General features: G+C 37.8%; 18 protein-coding genes and 1 pseudogene. 6 read left to right on the forward strand and 13 right to left on the reverse strand.

Translation table 11 applies throughout. The features are described from left to right. Positions 1 to 16: 16 nt before the first annotated feature. The 11 genes and pseudogenes from FQ087_RS09045 to FQ087_RS23000 form a co-directional block, all read right to left on the reverse strand. Positions 17 to 745 carry a LysM peptidoglycan-binding and 3D domain-containing protein gene (locus tag FQ087_RS09045; RefSeq protein WP_149580127.1) on the reverse strand — a complete coding sequence of 243 codons (729 nt, stop codon included), beginning with the start codon at positions 743 to 745 and terminating at the stop codon, positions 17 to 19. 250 nt (positions 746 to 995) lie between these two features. Beyond that, positions 996 to 1,601, reverse strand: a complete 606-nt coding sequence (locus FQ087_RS09050; RefSeq protein ID WP_149580128.1) for a hypothetical protein — start codon at positions 1,599 to 1,601, stop codon at positions 996 to 998. 228 nt (positions 1,602 to 1,829) lie between these two features. After that, positions 1,830 to 2,114: pseudogene (locus tag FQ087_RS22995) on the reverse strand (transposase); the annotation flags it as partial. A 290-nt stretch (positions 2,115 to 2,404) separates the two neighbouring features. Next, entirely contained in the window at positions 2,405 to 3,544 is a 1,140-nt protein-coding gene (locus tag FQ087_RS09060) for a glycoside hydrolase family 53 protein (protein WP_149580130.1), read from the reverse strand. A 70-nt stretch (positions 3,545 to 3,614) separates the two neighbouring features. Further along, positions 3,615 to 5,678 (reverse strand): beta-galactosidase, encoded by a 2,064-nt coding sequence (locus tag FQ087_RS09065; protein ID WP_149580131.1) that lies wholly within the window; start codon positions 5,676 to 5,678, stop codon positions 3,615 to 3,617. A 301-nt stretch (positions 5,679 to 5,979) separates the two neighbouring features. Further along, positions 5,980 to 6,822, reverse strand: coding sequence for a sugar ABC transporter permease (locus FQ087_RS09070; RefSeq protein ID WP_149580132.1), 843 nt, complete (start codon positions 6,820 to 6,822; stop codon positions 5,980 to 5,982). After that, a complete protein-coding gene (locus tag FQ087_RS09075) occupies positions 6,822 to 8,069 on the reverse strand; it encodes a sugar ABC transporter permease (protein ID WP_304624721.1) in 1,248 nt (415 codons plus the stop codon). The genes FQ087_RS09070 and FQ087_RS09075 overlap by 1 nt, the downstream gene beginning before the upstream one ends. A gap of 180 nt (positions 8,070 to 8,249) precedes the next feature. Further along, positions 8,250 to 9,500 (reverse strand): sugar ABC transporter substrate-binding protein, encoded by a 1,251-nt coding sequence (locus FQ087_RS09080; RefSeq protein WP_370456045.1) that lies wholly within the window; start codon positions 9,498 to 9,500, stop codon positions 8,250 to 8,252. A 287-nt stretch (positions 9,501 to 9,787) separates the two neighbouring features. Further along, complete coding sequence (locus FQ087_RS09085; RefSeq protein WP_149580134.1) at positions 9,788 to 10,630, reverse strand: AraC family transcriptional regulator; 843 nt, start codon at positions 10,628 to 10,630, stop codon at positions 9,788 to 9,790. A 333-nt stretch (positions 10,631 to 10,963) separates the two neighbouring features. Next, positions 10,964 to 11,941, reverse strand: a complete 978-nt coding sequence (locus tag FQ087_RS09090) for a 2-hydroxyacid dehydrogenase (protein ID WP_255452187.1) — start codon at positions 11,939 to 11,941, stop codon at positions 10,964 to 10,966. Positions 11,942 to 12,139: 198 nt separating this feature from the next. Then, positions 12,140 to 12,886 carry an NERD domain-containing protein gene (locus FQ087_RS23000; protein WP_188006681.1) on the reverse strand — a complete coding sequence of 249 codons (747 nt, stop codon included), beginning with the start codon at positions 12,884 to 12,886 and terminating at the stop codon, positions 12,140 to 12,142. A gap of 597 nt (positions 12,887 to 13,483) precedes the next feature. Here FQ087_RS23000 and FQ087_RS09100 point away from each other — a divergent pair. The 3 genes from FQ087_RS09100 (at position 13,484) to FQ087_RS09110 (ending at position 15,637) form a co-directional block, all read left to right on the forward strand. Next, entirely contained in the window at positions 13,484 to 14,461 is a 978-nt protein-coding gene (locus FQ087_RS09100) for a glycine-rich domain-containing protein (protein WP_149580135.1), read from the forward strand. Positions 14,462 to 14,910: 449 nt separating this feature from the next. Beyond that, positions 14,911 to 15,237, forward strand: a complete 327-nt coding sequence (locus tag FQ087_RS09105; protein ID WP_149580136.1) for a nucleoside triphosphate pyrophosphohydrolase — start codon at positions 14,911 to 14,913, stop codon at positions 15,235 to 15,237. A gap of 1 nt (position 15,238) precedes the next feature. Then, positions 15,239 to 15,637 (forward strand): phospholipase D-like domain-containing protein, encoded by a 399-nt coding sequence (locus FQ087_RS09110; protein WP_149580137.1) that lies wholly within the window; start codon positions 15,239 to 15,241, stop codon positions 15,635 to 15,637. Positions 15,638 to 15,951: 314 nt separating this feature from the next. Here FQ087_RS09110 and FQ087_RS22410 read toward each other — a convergent pair whose 3' ends face one another. After that, positions 15,952 to 16,257, reverse strand: coding sequence for a hypothetical protein (locus FQ087_RS22410; RefSeq protein ID WP_188006682.1), 306 nt, complete (start codon positions 16,255 to 16,257; stop codon positions 15,952 to 15,954). A 450-nt stretch (positions 16,258 to 16,707) separates the two neighbouring features. Between FQ087_RS22410 and FQ087_RS09120 the strand changes: the two genes are divergently transcribed. From FQ087_RS09120 to FQ087_RS09130, 3 genes are all read left to right on the forward strand, one after another. Then, positions 16,708 to 16,983, forward strand: coding sequence for an ArsR/SmtB family transcription factor (locus tag FQ087_RS09120; protein WP_149580138.1), 276 nt, complete (start codon positions 16,708 to 16,710; stop codon positions 16,981 to 16,983). Between the two features lie 101 nt (positions 16,984 to 17,084). After that, positions 17,085 to 17,468: a VOC family protein gene (locus FQ087_RS09125; RefSeq protein ID WP_149580139.1), complete on the forward strand. Its 384-nt coding sequence runs from the start codon at positions 17,085 to 17,087 to the stop codon at positions 17,466 to 17,468. A 643-nt stretch (positions 17,469 to 18,111) separates the two neighbouring features. Next, complete coding sequence (locus tag FQ087_RS09130; protein ID WP_149580140.1) at positions 18,112 to 18,423, forward strand: hypothetical protein; 312 nt, start codon at positions 18,112 to 18,114, stop codon at positions 18,421 to 18,423. Between the two features lie 543 nt (positions 18,424 to 18,966). Here FQ087_RS09130 and FQ087_RS09140 read toward each other — a convergent pair. After that, positions 18,967 to 19,467: a PTS sugar transporter subunit IIA gene (locus FQ087_RS09140; RefSeq protein WP_255452188.1), complete on the reverse strand. Its 501-nt coding sequence runs from the start codon at positions 19,465 to 19,467 to the stop codon at positions 18,967 to 18,969. Between the last annotated feature and the right edge of the window lie 30 nt (positions 19,468 to 19,497).

The raw sequence follows: 19,497 nt of genomic DNA on the forward strand, positions 1-19,497 counted from the left end.
AAAGCTTACAATTTTATCAATCCAGAATTTTAATGGTAACTGTTTTACGTCCCCAATTTAATGCATCTTGCTCATTTTCCATATAGACGTCAATTTTTTTCCCTTTAATAGCACCACCAGTATCTCCCGCAATTGCTTCTCCATATCCTTCAACCCATACGCGCGTTCCCATTGGAATTACTGTAGGGTCAACTGCGATGACTTTTTGGTTAGGATTCGAAAGCAAGTCAATACCCGCTGCCGTTATACCCGTGCATCCTTCGCAATTAGCGGTATACGCCGTTGCTGTAACTGTCATTTCTTTAGTAGCTGAAGCGACAGCATTATTTACTACATTGTTAGTGGATGATGGTGCTGAAGTTGTTTTTGAACCTGCTACTATTAGTTTATCTCCCGGATGGATGATATCACTTGAAATACCATTCTTATTCATTAATTCATCCACTGAGAGGTTGTTATTCAGCGCAATTTTGAAAAGAGTGTCACCTTTCACAACTACGTGTATTCCCACCTTATCTTCTACTTTAAGTTTTTGATCTTCTACTTTAAGTTTTTGCGCTGGATATATAATGGTAGACTTTAATCCGTTCATTGTTTGTAATTCTTCTACGCTTATATTAGCCTCTTGTGAAATTGACCATAGTGTATCTCCCGATTCTACCGTATGGACGCTAGATGCAGATGCTTGGCCCGCCCCTACTGATAATGTTGCGATTGCTGCTAGTGCAATGATGTGTTTTTTCATAAGATGAATTTCCTCCTTTTCACTAACCTGCATAAGCATAACACCCGAAGATATCATAACCATTGCAGAATTGTGTGTAGGAGATATCAATCTCGTGACACATTTTACTTTATTGATATATTTGTAACATATCAATAAAGTGAATATTTTTAGTAGAGTATAGAAGATAATCTATTAATTTATAAATAACCTAAAAAGCCTACACCCAATTTCTGAATTACAGAAATGAGCGCAGGCTTACCAGGTCTACTTATACGTTAATTATTTTCACAAAGCCTGTTTTTTTCACATAAATTGTTTTGAACTTTACATGACCGTTTGCATCCTTGAAAAGTATGATGCGCTTATACAAGTTATCCTCTACCACTTGAGCACTATAGTCTGAAAGATCCGTGGTAGCAGAAAGCTTTTTGTATTCTACACTTTCTGCTACTTCATCTGAAATCCCTGATGCCGGCTGCGTTTCATTATCAGTAACGCCACTAATCACTTTGTTGAAAATCATTCCGCCTTTGTAGTCAACAATCTTCAATCGGTTTTGTGTTTTGACAAATACAGTTTTATAACGCTCACGCCCATTCATATCTTTCAACACAATAACTCGCTTCTGCAAGTTATCCACTACGATTTGAGCGCTGTATTTTGATACATCTACCTTTGCTGCCAATGTTTTATATTCTGGAAGTGAAGTTAAATCTTCTGTAGATACATTATTATTGTATCGATCCCCTTGTTGGGAATAGTTAGAGACTGCGACATTCTGATTCGCAGCCTCTGCACGATCTGCATGTATTCCAGTTACCCCACCTGCAGTTAGTAGCAATGCTCCAATTGTTGTGATTAAAATTGTTTTCATAATTTCCGTCTCCTCTATGGGTTATTTTGGATCAGACTTCATCATAAAGGAGCTTTATGTGATTTCTCTGTGAGTAAAATGAGATTTTGATGAGAAAGAAAAGAAAACCAATCAGGTATTTACATAAATGGAATTAAGATAGGTGCTAAGCATGGCGATCAATAAAAAATAGCATGGGAACTACTCAATCAAATAGTATTCGCTACGTACAGTAACGTATTGATAAGACTATGAAGTGTTGGCTAACCTGTATTCATAGTTTATATTGTGTGTAACGAGAAAGAAGATCGACTTCAGCAACTTGTTGACACAAGCGACGGAAGCGACCTTCTGGTATTTGCTATAGGGTTGATTTTTCAGTTTGCCGTTATAGTCAAAAAATTATTTTGTCAAAAACGACTTATCTTAACCATGTTTTGAATGATGACATAAAGTAAATTTCCTCAGGTGTTTATTCCCACGATTATTAATTTTGTCTTTAGCAATAAATTCACCTGATTGGTAATTCCTCATACAGTTCATTGTCCATTTTACTAAAGTACGTATCGAACCAACACACACACCACGCACTTAAGCCTGCTAAAATAGTTCCGGAAGTATTATTTCTCAATATTCCCTTGTGCATCATGACTCGCTGATGAGATAAAACGGATACGTATTCTCCATTCGCTATGGTAGGCACTATTGTTGATTTCAACATAAATCGAGTGGGAACCTCGTCCTACTAAAGTTCCCTCAGTACCTAAATTAAAGTCCGTACAAGTAGAATTCCGCACAGCACACCTAAAATTTCAGTCTACCGATTAGAATTCCTTGAAAACATTTAAAGATTCTAATGCGTTGCCTTTAAAATCAAATAGTCCTTGATTTGCCCATGAATTACCGATCGTTGCGACATCATTTCCATACTTCATACCTTCAAGACTCGCCCAACTCGTACCATTTACCGGTAACCATGCCGGTTCCCAATAAACAATTCCAATCCCATTATTACCTGTTGTTTGTTGAACGGTTTTCATAAGATCCCGTAAGAAACTTTTTTGCCCAGCAATTGTGGCTGGATACCCCGCTTCTTCTGCTAGCTCTTCTGTAAAAATACATGCGCCAGTAGGGTCTTCTCCCGTAAATCCATAAGCTGCTTCTACGACGAGTAGTTCTTTATTATAACGCGTACTAATATCATTAAGATTTAGCTCTAACGCCTTCAGATCGCCATGCCAAAATGGATAGTAAGACAATCCAATAATGTCGAACTCAACGCCTCTATTTGTAATTTCATCAAACCAGATCCGATATAAATCATTCGCTCCGCCAAAGTCTAAATGTAAAATGATTTTTGCTGGATTGGCTGATAAGCTATCTTTTACTGACTGAATTCCCGCCTTCAATAAACCCGCTAATTGATCATAAGATGTTTTCTTGCTATCGGTTTCAACTTCTTCAAACCGTCTTTCTGCAAATAGATAAGTTGGTGTCTTTCCATCTGGCCAAAGCATCCCATTGGTAATTTCATTGCCAATTTGAATGTATTCTGGGATGACATCGTTCTCATTACAGGCTTCGAGTACTTGCTTCGTATATTGATAAACTTTTTCTTCTAGCTGCTTACCTGATAGCGACTTCCACGCTTTAGGCTTCGCTTGTTTCTTCGGATCTGTCCAAAAATCACTATAATGAAAATTAAGTAGTAACTTCATTCCTTCGGCTTTTGCCCGCTTTGCTAAATCCAGCGTCGTTTGTAAATCATTCGTTCCACCGAGATAAGGTTTACCTGCTTCATCATAAGGATCCACCCATATGCGTAATCGAATCGTATCAATCCCATTGATTCGTAAGATTTCAAATAAGTCCTTCTCTTCTTTATCAATAAAGTACTTCCCGCCAAGATTTTCAACTTCAGTTAGCATTGAGATATCGGCACCTTTTATGAACGTTTGTGTCATTTCAGATCTCTCCTATCCATTTAGGGAGTGCGTACTTTTTTTGATGACGAATAAAAGTACGCACCGCTACTTATCTTTTACGCTTTAGTAAACGAACACCAAACGGAGCTAAGTCAATCTTAGTAGGTACCGGCGTTCCTTCAATTAAATCCGTATATACCGAATCTACTAACTCAACTTCTTTAGCTTCTCTGCTAAAATTGAATATGTAAATATAGTCATATTCACCATCTGTCCGACTCTGTGCTGTAACACCTTCCGGAAGTTTGCCTTCAATAACCCTTTTCAAACCTAATTCTTCAACTAGCTTCGTGAATAAATCGAGGTGAAATTCTCCCTTATTTCTCGATGCGATATAATACGCCTTTCCTGCTCCAAACTGATTAACCGTTAGAGCCGGAAGTCCTGCATAGAAATCCTCTTTGTAATAAGCTAAAGCCTCGGCACCCTCAAGATGAATAACATCACATAATTCATGTGCAACGTATTCCTTTGTAAGGCCTAACTCATTTCCAGCTGCCATTTCAATTGAATTTGTTTGGCCATCATGTAAGCCATCAATTTCTTCCGACCAAATGCCTAGTGTTTTTCGCAATGGACCTGGGAAACCTCCCGCAAACACAAGATCATTCTCATCGACAATTCCTGACCAATATGTTGTTACAAACGTGCCACCTTGTTGTACAAATCTCTCTATTTTCTCACCAACACCAGGACGGACCATATATAGCATCGGAGCGACAATTAGTTTATATTTCGATATATCCTGATCCATATCAATCACATCAACAGCAACACCTTGATCCCAAAAGGCTTTGTACTGCCCAGCAACCGCTTTTTCATAGCCAACACCGATATTACGGGGTCCTTGAGCATCATTTATTGCCCAGCGATTTTGTGTATCAAAAATAAGGGCTACCTCAGCTTCCACAGTCGTTCCAACTACTTGGTCAAGACCTCCAAGTGTTTCACCTAGTTGGGAAACTTCCTTAAAAACTCTCGTATGCTCATGACCAACATGATCTACAACAGCACCATGGAACTTTTCACTAGATCCACGACTTTTGCGCCATTGGAAATACTGAACTGAATCCGAACCATGGGCAACAGCTTGTAACGATGATAAATAATGCATACCAGGACGTTTTAACTTACTAACATCTTGCCAATTCGTTAAACTCGGCGTGCTTTCCATTAACAAAAACGGTTGACCATCTTTTAACGAACGGAACCAATCATGGTTCATTGCAATATATGCAGCTAGCTCACTGTCATCCTCATGATCATGCCAAGTCGGATAAGAGTCCCACGAAACAACGTCAACTTCAGCAGCAAATTTTGCATAATCAAGACCCTCAAATAATTCCATGAAGTTCGTGAAAACCGGAATATCTTTATTTGCTTCTTTTAACGGTTTGATCTCATGTTTGTAAAAATTAATTGTTTGATCCGTAACAAACCGCTTCCAATCCAAATTCAATCCATGTACCATCGTTTCACCATGTGGAGCCGGTGATTCCACTTGCGACCAAGTTGTATACGTATGGCTCCAAAACGTAGTCCACCAAGCTTTGTTCAAGTTTTCCAATGTCTTGTATTTTTCTTTCAGCCACTCACGGAATGCATCTTGACAATAGTCACAATGACATTCGCCGCCATATTCATTTGATAAATGCCAACCGATCACTGCAGGATGATTCGCATAGTTATCCGCCAACCTTTTGTTGATAATCGCTATTTTTTCACGGTATTTTGGTGAACTAAAACAATGGTTATGTCGTATTCCATGTAAATTACGAGCTCGATTACCACCAACACGCAGTACTTCTGGGTATTTTTCCGACATCCAAGCTGGTCTAGCACCACTTGGTGTAGCTAGAAATGCATAAATACCATTTTCAGCAAATGTATCAAGAATTCGGTCTAACCATTCAAAAGTGAATACACCTTCTTCAGGTTCCAGTTTACTCCAGGCAAACATTCCGATTGACATGACATTACATTTTGCAAGCTTCATTAAGCGAATATCCTCAGCTAGGATTTCTGGGTGTTCCTCCCATTGTTCCGGGAAATAATCTGCCCCGTGCAATACTTTAGGAATTCTACTACTTACAGGATCATATACTTTTGTCATCTAAATCACCTTTTCCAATTTTTTGAGTATCTACTTGAATCAATTTAGTAATAGGGTTATAAAACGGGAAATACGAACAATGTTGATTTCCGCTTCAGGTGGACGCTTTCCGCGGGCACGGCTTCAGTCTCCTCGTCGTTTCACTCCTGTGGGGCCTTCAGCTCGCGCTGTTCCCGCTGGAGTCGCCACCTTCCGCTACAATCAACGAGAGTAGCCCGAAAGTTTGACGGACTATGAATTGATAGATGAATTATAGTGTTAGTCTTTACATAAGAAATAAGTAATTGTGAAATTGATTCACTTATCCTTTTGTTCCTCCACCAGTCAAACCTGAGATCAAGAATCGTTGTAAATATAAATAGATCAGCGAAACAGGAACTGCAATTAAAATGGCCCCTGCAGAAAATCGGGTAAAGTTATTTGCAAATTTATCATTGATAAAGTTAAATAATCCAAGCGCTAATGTGTAATTTTCCGGGCTTCTCAATATAATTGACGGTAGAATAAAATCGAATAACGGTCCCATAAAGTTAAATAATGCTACAACCGCCAAGATTGGTTTTGCCAATGGTAATATAATTTTTATAAACACAGTCATATGTCCGGCACCATCCATTCGGGCTGCTTCATCCAGCTCTCGTGGGATTGTATCCAAATAGCCTTTTACAAGCCAGGCATTAAACGGGATTTGTCCACCAACATAAATCAAAATTAACCCAGTCAATGTATTCAAAAGTCCAACTAAATTAAGTAAAATATACAAAGCAACCATCGCCATAATGACCGGGAACATTTGCAGGATTAAAAATGTATATAACCCCGATTTACGTCCAACGAACTTGTATCGAGAGAATGCATATGCGACTAGCGACGTCATAACGACTGAAAACACTGCTGATAGAGTAGAAACAATCAAACTATTTTTATACCAAGTTAAATAATTACTACTAGGATCTGTAAATAACCACTTATAATGAACAAGCGACCAATTTTCTGGAATAATCGTCGAAGAATATAAGCTTGTTCCAGCATTTAATGACATTCCAAATGCCCAAATCAGAGGATAAATAATGATTACAGCCATAAACGCAAACACTGCATATATTCCTGTTAACTCTAATGCTGATTTAACTTTTGGTTTCATCAAATATTCCCCTCTTCCTTAAATGATTTTGTCCGTCGGAATTGGAGGATTGCAAAAACAGATACCAAGATTCCTATAATTAGGGAGATGGCTGCAGCCATACTATAATTATTCGTTTCGAATGTTAGTTTATATACCCAGGAGATTAATATATCTGTTCCTCCAGCATTTTGGCCTTTTACCGCTGGGCCACCTCCGTTAAGTAGATAAATAACATTAAAGTTATTAAAATTCGAAGTATATTGGATGATTAACAATGGTGCTGTTGCAAATAGAATATGTGGCAGTGTAATACCTCTGAATTTTTGCCAACGTGTAGCACCATCCACATCTGCCGCTTCATACCATTCACTAGATATACTTTGTAATACACCAGAGAATAGAGCAAATAAAAATGGATAGGCAAGCCACGTCTGAATCATAATCAGCAGAATTTTTGTGTAAAACGGATCTGTTAACCATGGGATTCCATCACCGCCGAAAAGTGGAATAATGATATCACGGTTAATCGCACCAAATTCATCATTAAACATTGCTGCAAAAATTAGAATTGAAACGAATCCAGGTACTGCCCACGGTAAAATCAAAATTGTTCTGATTGTTTTTTTGAATTTAACACGACGATCATTGGCAAGGATGGCCAGAAATAAAGCAAGTACGATTTGAAATGATGTGGCGACAAGTGTCCAAATAATTGTCCAAGAAAATACACTAATAAATGTATTCTTCCATAATGGAACAGTAACTAGATTCACAAAATTATCAAAACCTACCCACTGTACTAGATGCCTTGGTGGTGAATTATATAAATCATAATTCGTAAATGCTAGCGTAATCGCAAATAATAAGGGAAAGACTACAGTGAATATTAAAAGGATTAATCCAGGCCCAGTAAGTAAATATGGGAATGCTTTATCATAACTTGCTTTAAATGCATCCATCATCGTTGTTGCTTCCCAACCTTGTGAAATTAATTTTGCTTGTTTTTTCGCATCTAGCACATTGAGAACATAAAACAAAATCACAAAAGCAATTAAAATAATTGATAAAATTCCATATACGAGTAAAAAGATCGAGTGGTCTACACCAGCGATTGTTCCAAGTGTTGTAATTCCCCATAAACCTAAATTAATGAAGTCAGAAAAGCTGATAATGAAGGCAATTTCTAAAATAATAAAGCTAATTCCCTTTATATATTGTTTGTTATATATTTGTCCTAAACCCGCAAGCAAGATCGATAGAATCATCGCCGTTTTAGAACTATGTGTTTTTGCATATTTGCGCTTCGGTCCTTTTGACTTTTCCGTAGGAGTCATTTTATCCACCTCGTTTAAAAATCGAGTGGGAAGAGAGCAACTAGGCCTCTTCCCACTCAACTCTAGATTCATGTTCCTGATTGAACTAATGATGAAAATAGGAGTAAACGGTTATTTGGAGATTTCAATTTTTTCTTTGATATTTTGAACCGATTCATCTAATATTCCTTGAACATCTTCCCCACCAACAATTAGTTCGATCGCGTCATCTATATCCCATACTGCAGACATTTCAGGAATATTTGGCATTGGTGTACCGTATTTAATTTGCTCTGTATAACCTGCATAGATTGGATCATCAATCTTATCAAGAATACTTTGACGAGGCGGAAGCTCACCTGTTACATCGTAATAAAGTTGTGAATTCTCTTCATTCATTAGGAATTTCGCTAAATCCTGTGCCCATTCCTGATTCTTAGAGTAATAAGATGTTAACCACGATTTCACCCCAACGAATGATTGTGCAATTTCACCATTAATTTGTGGTAGTGGAGCCGTTGCTAAGTTATCGCCTAGCGCTTCAGCATAAACCGGTAAATTCCATGGTCCGCTTACAACCATACCAACTTTACCTTCTGTAAATAGACCGTCTAAAACATCAACAGTTAAAGTTTTTGGGAGTAAACCTGCTTTCACAAAAGATTGATATTGCGTTAACCCTTCGATTGCACCTTCGTTATTTAGGCCAACATCTTCTGGATCATACGTACCATTTTCTTCAGCAAACACATAGCCACCGTAACTATTTATGAATGGATACAAGTAGTAAAACGAAGGACTAATCAAGAATCCATATTCATCTTTGGCTTTATTCGTTTTTTCTTTAGACATTTCAAATACTTCTTCGATTGTTGTTGGTGCTGTTTCAATGATACTTTTATTGTAGTAAACGAAATATGTTTCAATTGCTACTGGTGCTCCGTAAACATCGCCTTCATACGTAAAAGCATCAATTGCTGCTTCGCTAATGCCCTCAAGTTCAGCACTCGTATAGTCAAATGGAACCGCTAGACCTTGTGCAACAACGTCACCTAATCGATCCTGTGGTTGGAAAAACAAATCGGGACCGTCTCCAGCTGGACCAGCTAATGCAAGTTCCTGAATCTGGTCAGGTTGCGGAACTCTTTCCATCACAATTTCTATTCCCGTTTTTTCAGTGTATTTGTCAAACATTTGTTTCGATACATCTGCAGCGATATCTTCATCATTCACCCAAACAACTAATTTTTCCGGCTTAGCTGTCTCCCCACTACTTTCCTTAGCAACCTCTTTAACTTCCTCACGTTCTGGAGCACAAGCAGTAAGAATAACCAATAAAGACAACATTGATAATAAACCTAAAAATGCTTTTCTCTTTAACAATTCAATGACCTCCCTTGTAATTTAATAGCGAGAATCACTTAATTAGTTAGATTAATTAAGTGTTCAACTAACTTAACCTCAGTATAAAGCGCTTTCAAATAGATAGATATATCAAAATACTCCAAAAAAGTTTCAGAATATGCAACTAGCTTTTTATGCATAAACAATTATTTATCTTCTATTTGTTTACAAAGTCTTGGAATCAGCACAAACTTCGAAGGAATCCGTTAGCAGCTTGCAAATCCCAATCCAATCATTTAACAAAAAAACAAACCTAGCACTGACTACTAGGTTTGTTTATAGTGTAAGTCACGATATACGCTTGGGGTAATGCCTTCGCGCTTCTTAAATGTAGAAACAAAATGACTGACACTGTTAAATCCGACCAGTTTTGAAATATCACTTAAACTTTGTTCCGTATTTGTAAGTAAGATTGTCTTCGCTTCACGAATTCTTAACTGCACTAAAAATGAATAAGGGCTAATGCCAAATGTATCATGAAATAATGTATTCAGATGTTGCGAACTAACTTTGGCCTTTTCAGACATTTCTAATAAACCAATATTCTTCGGATACATTAACTCAAGCCATGCAACAATCGGCCTAATTGCCTCATAGCTCTGTGAAATCGATAGCTTATTATTCAACTTACCATATTTTTTTAACATCATTAAAAATTGATATAACGTTGCTGATGATTCAAACTCCAAATAAGAGTCTTCCTGACCAATCTCTTTTATCATTGATTGGATGATGTTAGCGAACGAAACACCATCTGTTTCTTCATATACACCCGAATAATTCATATCCAAAGAATTAAGGATTGGATCAACCGCCGCGCCACTAAATGTCATATATAGTGTCGACCATTGGCCACCACCATCTCTATCATAATAATAAGAATGTGGCGTATACGGTGTCAGCAGGACAGCCTTTCCCGGTGTAAGTAAAAACTCTTGACCCGCAAAGTTAAAAGTTCCTTCTCCCTTAACTGTCTGTAACCAATGATAATATGGATACCCCTCAGGCCGATTAAACTCAAGCTCATGTGGGTTATAACCAATACTTTCAATATATAAAGGCAATGGATTGTCCGATACAGTAAAAGTATAACGCTTTTTATCCTCCATACGCTGCCCCCCTTTTCCTAATTATACCACCACATCAACGGGTAGCGTACGGCTACAAGGCATTAGTAGGAGTAGTAAGATTGTAACCGTTATCTGTTTTTCTAATCGTACTGACATTCGATTATCGGATAATTTTGGGTGCCTGTGCATCAAAAATTGACAAACTACTGATATATTTGAATAAAAATACAAAATAGCTAAACATATTTCCATAAATCATATTTTGAAAACGTTATAATAAAATTGTATTACATTTTCCGAATCTATTCTTGCACAACTATCCCCTCTTTTTTCAAAATTTCAATGTAGTTTCTAGCACTGCGTACTTGAAATTCATTTTATAACGGGGTCTATTGGTTCCTTCCCTCTTAAAACAGCTACTAAATTCTCTGCTGCTCGCATCGCCATTGCCGCTTCCGTTCTCGCTGTAGCAGATCCGATGTGAGGGACTGCTACGACATTCGACATTTGAAGTAGTGGGTTATGTGGATTTACGGGCTCTGTTTCAAATACATCTAAACCAGCTCCATAAATCTCTCCATTTTGTAACGCGCGAATAAGCGCTTGCTCATCTACCGTCTGACCGCGAGATACATTTATAAAGACAGCTGATTTCTTCATCATTTTGAATTCCTTTTCACCAATGATTTGGAACGTTTCAGGCGTAAGTGGTGTCATTAACACGATATAATCAGAACGTGTTAAAAGTGACGTCAAGTCGCAATACTCCGCGCCATACTTCTCCTCAGCTTCCGGTTTTCTGTTCCGATTATAATAAAGAACGTCCATATTAAAACCGAATTTTGCCCTTCTTGCAATCGCTTCTCCGATTCGTCCCATTCCAATAATGCCTAACGTGGTACTATGTACATCTTTCCCATAGATTTCGTGATAATTCGTCGTCGGTTTCCAGCTTCCATCTTTGATAAACCGATCTAATTCAGTGATGCGTCTAGCAGTAGCTAAAATTAGGGCAAATGCTAAATCCGCAACCGTTTCATCCAGTACATGAGGCGTATTGGTTCCAATTACATTTCGCTTTTTCATAACTTCTACATCAAAGTTGTTGTAACCAACAGATACATTACTAATGACTTTTAAATGAGGTGCGTGATTCAGTAGTTCCTCATCAATCCTTCCAACCATACTGCTACCACCAGTATATAAACCTTTAACATCTGCAATTTCTGCTAACAGGACATCTCTCGGAGTTCGCCCATCTCCCCGCCATTCTATAATATCGCAATAATCAGTCATAAATTCTTTTACATGTTCAGGTATAGAATATGTTGAATAGACTTTTGGTTTCACTTTTCATTCCCCCTACTACTTAATAGCAACTAGTTCTATTATTAAATGTTTCTGATTTTGAATAACGACAAATAATTACCTGAGAGGTGTCACGAACAGGTGGCCTGAAATTAATTTAGGTAGGTTAGGTGGATTTTGTTTATTCTTATTGGGTTCTCATATACTACAGAGTTCAATGAAAGATGGCTCCCCAGACTTCTAAAAAACTTTCTTTGTATATCTGCACTTCGGAAAGTTACTACACCCATAAAAGGATCCATACTTTCCTTTCTTCAAAGACAACTCGCTGTTGCACTTTGGACAGGAATTTTGTTGGATGCTTTCTTTCTCTTTTCGCACATTTTCCTTGCGATTATTCTGGATTGTTTGAACATGCTGTTTCCTAATTCTCTTCTTTACTTTCTTATCTTCAATTAGGAAACCTTCAAGCTTCCGGTTAATCTCACGCAACTCAAGTTCACTAATTTTATGTACATTCCATTCTTTAATCACCCGTGTTAATTGTGGAAACTGAATGACTCTTGCAGATTTAAAGCGATCTTCAAACTTTAAAGTGGAACTACTAGAAAACGCTATGATGGAATGAAAGTACTCAGAGTCCTTTTTACCAATATAGTTTTTTAATGCTTTTATGTGCCCATAGTTTTGCCAAATTGGATTAAACATTTTTTCTTTTCGTTTATAAATAACCTGTGTCCAGTATCTCTGATTTTCTTTAGCAAATATCCAACCTTCGTAATCCTTTGTTTCAATAACAAAGATCCCATATGGCGAGGTAACCACATGATCCACCTGGGTTGTTCCCTTGTCGCCATTGGGTACATATAGATCATGGAATATTGAATAATTCGGTCCTAGAGTGCTAAATATTCGATTTACTTTCCATTCTCCTACTGCCCCTTTTATCAGCGGAAACTTTAGTTTTAGTATGACAATCCCAGTCAATACTACCAAAGTAAACAGAACAGGCGTCCAGATAAATAGGATAGGTAAGAGAACGATAACTATTACTATGATTAGTAGCCACTTTATTATAGTGGTCATCCATTCCCTACTCTCGTCCTTTTTTGTTAGAATATTAGCATTATAACACAAGTGCCGAAACTATCATCTGAATTTAGGGTACCTGCTTCTAGAGTGATTTTTATCGTAGCAAGGTGTACCTGTATAACAAACAATCATGATTGTTTAAACTTTCACGATAGTTTCTTGCATAGGTGAATCAATTTCATAATAGGGTTATAAAACGAGAAAAACGGACAATGTTGATTTCCGCTTCAGGTGGACTCTTCCGCTATAATCAACGAGAGTAGCCCGAAATATTGACGGACAATAAATTGTTAGATGAATTATATTGTTCGTCTTTTATACAAGAAATAGGTAATTATGAAATTGATTCAGGTACTTTAAAATTTTAAAGAACATATCATTATTTTTTCTATAAACCAATAAATTCTTTTTATGGTAAAATTAACTCAATCAAAAAGACTCTGTATTCACATCACACAAAATAGAATAGCATCACGTAGGGGGGAACAGTAAATGGAACAATACATGATTTTGGTGACAATTATTGTTGGATTTATTATGGTAACAGTATGTGCAAACCTGTTTTTTGCGATGAAGAGTCGAGCATACTTCTATTCAAAGAAATTGACTGCTCCGCCATGGGCAGACAAAGAGACAAAACAACTTTTCCGCCAATTCAATCGTGCCTGGTCAATGAAGATTGAGAAAACTGTAAATGTGCGTGTAAAGAAAAGAAAACGTACTCTAAAAGATGTCGAACTACGAGAACGGTGGTATGAACTTAAGAAATTTCTTTTGTTAGCGGGCATCTCAAAAGGACTTCCGATGTTTTCAAAAAAGGTAGATGATATTTGGCACTTCTTTTTAGAAGAAGAGGAACTGTATAATCAATTCTGTTTAGATTTCATTGGAGAACAGATTGAACATCACCCTCATGAAAAGCCAACACTTCTCCCAAATGAACGTGCTTGGTTTGACTTGTTATATCTATCTTTTTTCAACGTCACTTCTCGCTCACATCTATGGGGGAAATTCGCGCAACAAAAGAAAGAACACGCTAAATGGATAGAGCGTATAGTGAATGATTCAAAAGGAATCAATGAGTCATTTGGGCGACACTCATCCGATGCAGCCTCGACGCATACATTGGCTACCTTTCTCAGGTTCGCAAGTCAACAAGTGATGAAAACAAACGGAATCCAAGGAAAGCGAGTTAAACGGAAAAACGGCTATTGGTATGGTACCTCACTATTCGCCTTAAATGGCTATGACACAGTTAAAGAGAAGAAAAAAGTGGATGGTACTTCTACAGACGGATCTCCAGGTTTTGCAGCTGACTTCGATTATAAAGAAGAATGGAATGACATTGTCACCAATGTGAATTCGTTTGAAGTGGGAACAGACGCCGGAGCTATGCCAAGTGCTCCTTCGGACGGAGGGAGCTCTGATTCTGGGAGTAGTTGTAGCTCGTGTAGTGGGTGTTCTTCATAATAATTATAGAATTGTTAAGGATGGTTTATCGTGAAAAATTAGTGAACAGTACCAGGTTCTAACGCAATTTTGAATTGCGTCAGAACCTGGTGCCCTGCATTAGCATAAACATCCCTTCATCCGGCATTTTCTTTTTTTGTTGTTTGTCCACATTCACTATCCGAATTTCATATTCTTTCAAGTTTTCCTGCTTGAAGAGTTTTTGAAAGAGACTTTCCTTCCGTTCGATATCCTTAAACGTATAGTTTCGAGTAGCTTTCACTTTGCCACTTTGGACGTCATTTCTTTTTTTTCAAAGTTTTAGCGTACTGATTGCAACTCGTCTCGCATCTTCAATTACCATTCACCCCTTCTACCAAATCTATTCCCCACGGATTTCTCCTATTAATATAAGACATGCTATGATTAATACTAAGAGTTTAGTTGCTGAACACAAGGAGATGACTATAATGCCAACCTACAACAAACTAGTTCGCGATCGCATTCTAGATATCATCGAAAAGTCTAACAAAAAAACTACATCTCGCATATTAACTGATGTTGAATATAGCAGTGAAATTACTAAAAAAATGCACGAAGAACTAGCTGAGTATGAAGCTACTACGACAAACGAAGATGCAGTCGAAGAACTTGCAGATTTGCTCGAACTGATTCATGCAGCAGCCGTTATTCATGATACAACTTTCGAAGAACTGGAAAAAGTACGTCTGGATAAAGCGAAGAATCGCGGTGGATTTGATGAGCGTATTTTTCTTATTAAAGTAGAAGATGACTGAAGTGCGGTTAATTACTTCTTACTTAATTGGTGAAATTAAAGACCTGACACAAAAAGCAGAGAACATTTACTGGAGTGTTGCATTTGCGATGAAATCTGGCGTTCGACTTGTGTTGCCACATTTTAAAATGACTGCTGCAAATGGAGCCGAGATAAAAATAGTTATCGATGATTATTTACATATTACGCAGCCAGAGGCACTTGAACTTTTATTCACAGAGTTGCCCAATGCGGAGATTCGGCTTTCGGATGAAAGTCGCGGTGTTTCCTTTCATCCGAAAGCCTATTTGTTCCGAGCTGACCAGGATTCTCACATTACTGCGGTTTCGTCGAATCGTTCAGCGTCTGCCATGATGCTCGGAATCGAAATGGAAAGAAAATCACTTCCCTTGTCCTATTGAAGTGGTTCGTCAAAAGGGTAAATTTCATTTCAAGAAAATGCCTTTACAATCCACGTGACTCCATTACCCGAGCACGCGGAAATTTGTGACTATAGATTGCATACTTATTTTGTTTAGTAACTTAAGTTTTTATTACCAATCTATTTCGCATCCCTCCCCACTCCTCTTAAAGAAGAGGAAAATGATGGTTGTTCCGATAAGCTTATATAAAAACGCAGCTATTTTTTTCAAACCAAGCTATGTATAGAGAATGAACCCCTGCGGTTAATTCTTCTTTGCTCAAACCTCCGAAACCAATCTGAACCATGGATGTCTCAGCCTGATCTTTTTGTGTCCAAAAGTGCGATACACGATAGACTCTGGCCCCGTTCCCCCTCCGCAGTTTTAATCAACTCCTCTTCATTCATACCATTGTGCACTTGCAATAAAATATGCAGACCTGCATCCTGACCTATTATTGTCACTCGTGTCCCCATCAGTTTCTGATTCATTGAGATCAACAGAGATTGTTTCAGTCTGTATACGTTACGCATTTTACGAATGTGTACTTCCCAATGTCCGTTTTTCATGAACAACTCAAGCGACTTCTGATGAAAAAGGGATACCGTTTGATCATACAATCGATAACCTTTCTTGTTATGGAGCTCCAATAAGGAAGGAGGCATAACCGGGAAGAAGGCATTTCGAGAAAGTTCCCAGATAAGACAGTGCGATAATTGATATCCAAGCCTTGTAAGGAAGGAATCGGTCACAAAGATGAACAATTCTAACATTCGAGTAATTATAGAAAAAACAAAGTGAAATCGCGTAGGTATTGATTAACTTGGTATAAATATAGAATTATATTTTATTCACTGATTGATGCCGTGCACAGGTACCTAAATTTTATTTAATAAACTTTCCCATCATTATTAAACAAAGAAAAACCATTCTACATTTAATTTTATGTAGACTACGCTAATAAGAGGATATTATTCTATTAGCGGATGAAGTGAACGTAAATTGTTGGAGAAAAAATCGCAGGGATACGCCCGTTGACAAGCAACCTCAAGGTTGCTTATACTTGATGTATGTGGGACAAAGACACTATATTCAAAGCACTCAGCGACTCGACTCGGCGGCTGATATTAGACGAATTATCCGAACGCAATGAGATGACGTTGTATGAACTTACGGCCCGTCTCATTATGAAGCACGAACTTACCATTTCGCGACAGGCGATTGCTAAACATCTTTCTTCATTGGATGATGCAGGACTCGTAAAATCAAAACGAAAGGGAAAATATCGAGTACTTATGTTCAACAACGAACCACTTAAAAACTTGTTGAATGGGTGGATAGAGTAATTCATTTAAAATTATTCTTACAAATGATGAGGTTTTTCTGCTTGTAGCCAGATTGCTTGCAGAGCACCAACATGGTAATTATCAAAGGAGACGATAAAAGTATGAAAATCATTGTTACCAGTTTATTCGTACAAGACCAAGACAAGGCACTGGAGTTTTATTCAGAAAAGCTGGGATTTGCAACAAAGCATGATGTTCCTATGGGGAAATTCAGGTGGATTACGCTTGTTTCTCCCGATGATCATGACGGTACCGAGCTTTTACTCGAACCGAATGACCATCCTGCTGCCAAAGAGTATCAAAAGAAGATATTTTCGGAAGGCATCCCAGCAACAATGTTTGGCGTTGCAGATATTCATCAAGAGTACAAACGATTATTGGAAAACGGCGTGAAGTTTACTATGGAGCCGACAAAAATGGGCGAAGTCACAATAGCTGTCTTCGACGATACATGCGGAAATCTTATTCAGATAATACAGCAGTAACTTCATTTAGATGTCCCGAAACTTACAGATTTAAATTGAGTAGTAATGTACAACACCAGTCAGCATATCCACTCCAATCGCATAAATAATATCAAAAAGTTCAGCCACATCTGTTTAGGCTGAGCTTTTTCTTGCCTAACCCAAAAGGATATACTACTAGCAATTTTACTAACTGAGTCCCGTTCAACATAAATGCCAACTACGGTATTCACATATTAACTACTGAAACCAACTCCTGCTTTTCCTTCAACTGCTCAAACAACTTCTCCACTGTCCCCATCCCAAAGTTCTTATACTTCGCAAGAATCACAAGTTCCTTTGGCAGCTATTCTGCTACGATGACGTTTTCAAGGATTGTCTCGATGAATGTGCGCACATATGCCAGCATGGTGTGTGGACGTGTGAATCACGCGGTTCAAGAAGTGGTACCTGTGGCACAAAAAACAATTGAGATGTGTGAGTACCTGGCACTTTTCTTACTTAATTAGAATTCCACCTAAAAGCAAATGCCGATTCTCGATTTGTCAGTCAAGAGTTCGGCTCCTCCCCTGGCCTGCTTAGATATGCAGGAGAATTAAGTGGCATCGAACTAGATATCTTTGAAAGGTATAAGAATTGGATTCAAGAAGCAACATCTACAGGGATGACGAAAAGCTATAAGATGATCGTGCTTCACTATATGCTTTCAAGAGGGCAAGATAGCTGGCTTAACCCAGTCACTCCTGAGCAAATCGCTCCTTATTTCCATCGTTATTTCTCGGAAAAAGACTATAGTATACGAACAGATTTCTCTGATAAACAAGGGAAAGAACTTCGTACCTATAATGAAAAGAAAATCACTTCTCTTCTCACTCCATTACCCGAGCACGCGCAGATTCTTTATCGCTGGACTGAGGAAATTTGTGACTATAGATTGCATGCTTATTTTGAGCGAAAATCGAATTTTATCGAGTGAATTTACTTTTCAATTTCCCAATTTGAATACCAGTTATGGAGAATCATTATATTTGTAGAGATAAAGATTCCCTTCAAATCCGCTTAGGAATGACTTTCACCATAAGTCAAGCAGCCTTGCCGCAATTCTAATGGCTTCGGCTACCCCTATTAGGTGCCTTCGCTTAAATTTCATTAGTATACATAAGTTAAATATATATAGAAGTTCACATTTACGAATGCACATACAGAAAAGACTAGATAGTCATAAACATATCTAATCTTCATATTATTTTCATGTAATTGTAGTGTGACTACTGCATAGGTATTTCAAATTAATATGCATGGGGTAGTTTTCGTTTTTGTGCTGATTGTATAACTGATATTTTTACTGTTAATGGTGAAGTAAGAGAAAGCCACGTCGAGACTTTCCCTTGCTTCGTGTTCTGAGCATATACTCGATTTACCGAACTTGCCATTCGATATTAGACGCTGTATATAAACAATCACGATTGTTCCAACTTCCACAAAGCATGATTTATATGCTATTTGCGTAAAGTCACACTCAACTCTTTAACTCCAATTTTAACAATATATCTTTTCCATTTACTACCTCACTAGATTTAGAAATAGACATACTTTTGACAAGTTCCCCATTTGTGATGATGATTGGCGTTATAATACTTGGAACTCTTTCTTTAACGAAAGCCAGGTCGACATTTATCAGTAGCTGACCAACTGTTACTTCTTGGCCTGTTTCAACGTATGTTGTAAATCCTTCCCCATTCAAACTAACCGTTTCTAATCCAATATGAATTAGTATCTCAAGCCCATTTTTCGATTTTAATGCAATCGCATGCTTGGTTGGAAAGACATAAATAACCGTTCCGTCGATTGGAGACACTATTTCCCCTTCTGCCGGAAGGACAGCAATACCATCACCCATCATCTTAGTTGAGAACACTGGATCTGGAACCTCCGATAACGCTATTACTTTTCCTTTCACAGGAGAAATAACAACTTCTTCTATTGTTTTGGTCATAAAACCTAAGCTTTTTTTAAACACAAATACTCCCCCTTTAAGCACCCATTTTAA

Source organism: Sporosarcina sp. ANT_H38 (assembly GCF_008369195.1).
In the GTDB taxonomy this organism is placed as follows: domain Bacteria; phylum Bacillota; class Bacilli; order Bacillales_A; family Planococcaceae; genus Sporosarcina.

What these genes read in the sequence shown, in the direction of transcription:
- FQ087_RS09045 (WP_149580127.1), bottom strand. Translation starts at nt 745, where the DNA reads ATGAAAAAACACATCATTGCACTAGCAGCAATCGCAACATTATCAGTA.
- FQ087_RS09050 (WP_149580128.1), bottom strand. Translation starts at nt 1,601, where the DNA reads ATGAAAACAATTTTAATCACAACAATTGGAGCATTGCTACTAACTGCA.
- FQ087_RS09060 (WP_149580130.1), bottom strand. Translation starts at nt 3,544, where the DNA reads ATGACACAAACGTTCATAAAAGGTGCCGATATCTCAATGCTAACTGAA.
- FQ087_RS09065 (WP_149580131.1), bottom strand. Translation starts at nt 5,678, where the DNA reads ATGACAAAAGTATATGATCCTGTAAGTAGTAGAATTCCTAAAGTATTG.
- FQ087_RS09070 (WP_149580132.1), bottom strand. Translation starts at nt 6,822, where the DNA reads ATGAAACCAAAAGTTAAATCAGCATTAGAGTTAACAGGAATATATGCA.
- FQ087_RS09075 (WP_304624721.1), bottom strand. Translation starts at nt 8,069, where the DNA reads ATGATTCTATCGATCTTGCTTGCGGGTTTAGGACAAATATATAACAAA.
- FQ087_RS09085 (WP_149580134.1), bottom strand. Translation starts at nt 10,630, where the DNA reads ATGGAGGATAAAAAGCGTTATACTTTTACTGTATCGGACAATCCATTG.
- FQ087_RS09100 (WP_149580135.1), top strand. Translation starts at nt 13,484, where the DNA reads ATGGAACAATACATGATTTTGGTGACAATTATTGTTGGATTTATTATG.
- FQ087_RS09105 (WP_149580136.1), top strand. Translation starts at nt 14,911, where the DNA reads ATGCCAACCTACAACAAACTAGTTCGCGATCGCATTCTAGATATCATC.
- FQ087_RS09120 (WP_149580138.1), top strand. Translation starts at nt 16,708, where the DNA reads ATGTGGGACAAAGACACTATATTCAAAGCACTCAGCGACTCGACTCGG.
- FQ087_RS09125 (WP_149580139.1), top strand. Translation starts at nt 17,085, where the DNA reads ATGAAAATCATTGTTACCAGTTTATTCGTACAAGACCAAGACAAGGCA.
- FQ087_RS09130 (WP_149580140.1), top strand. Translation starts at nt 18,112, where the DNA reads ATGACGAAAAGCTATAAGATGATCGTGCTTCACTATATGCTTTCAAGA.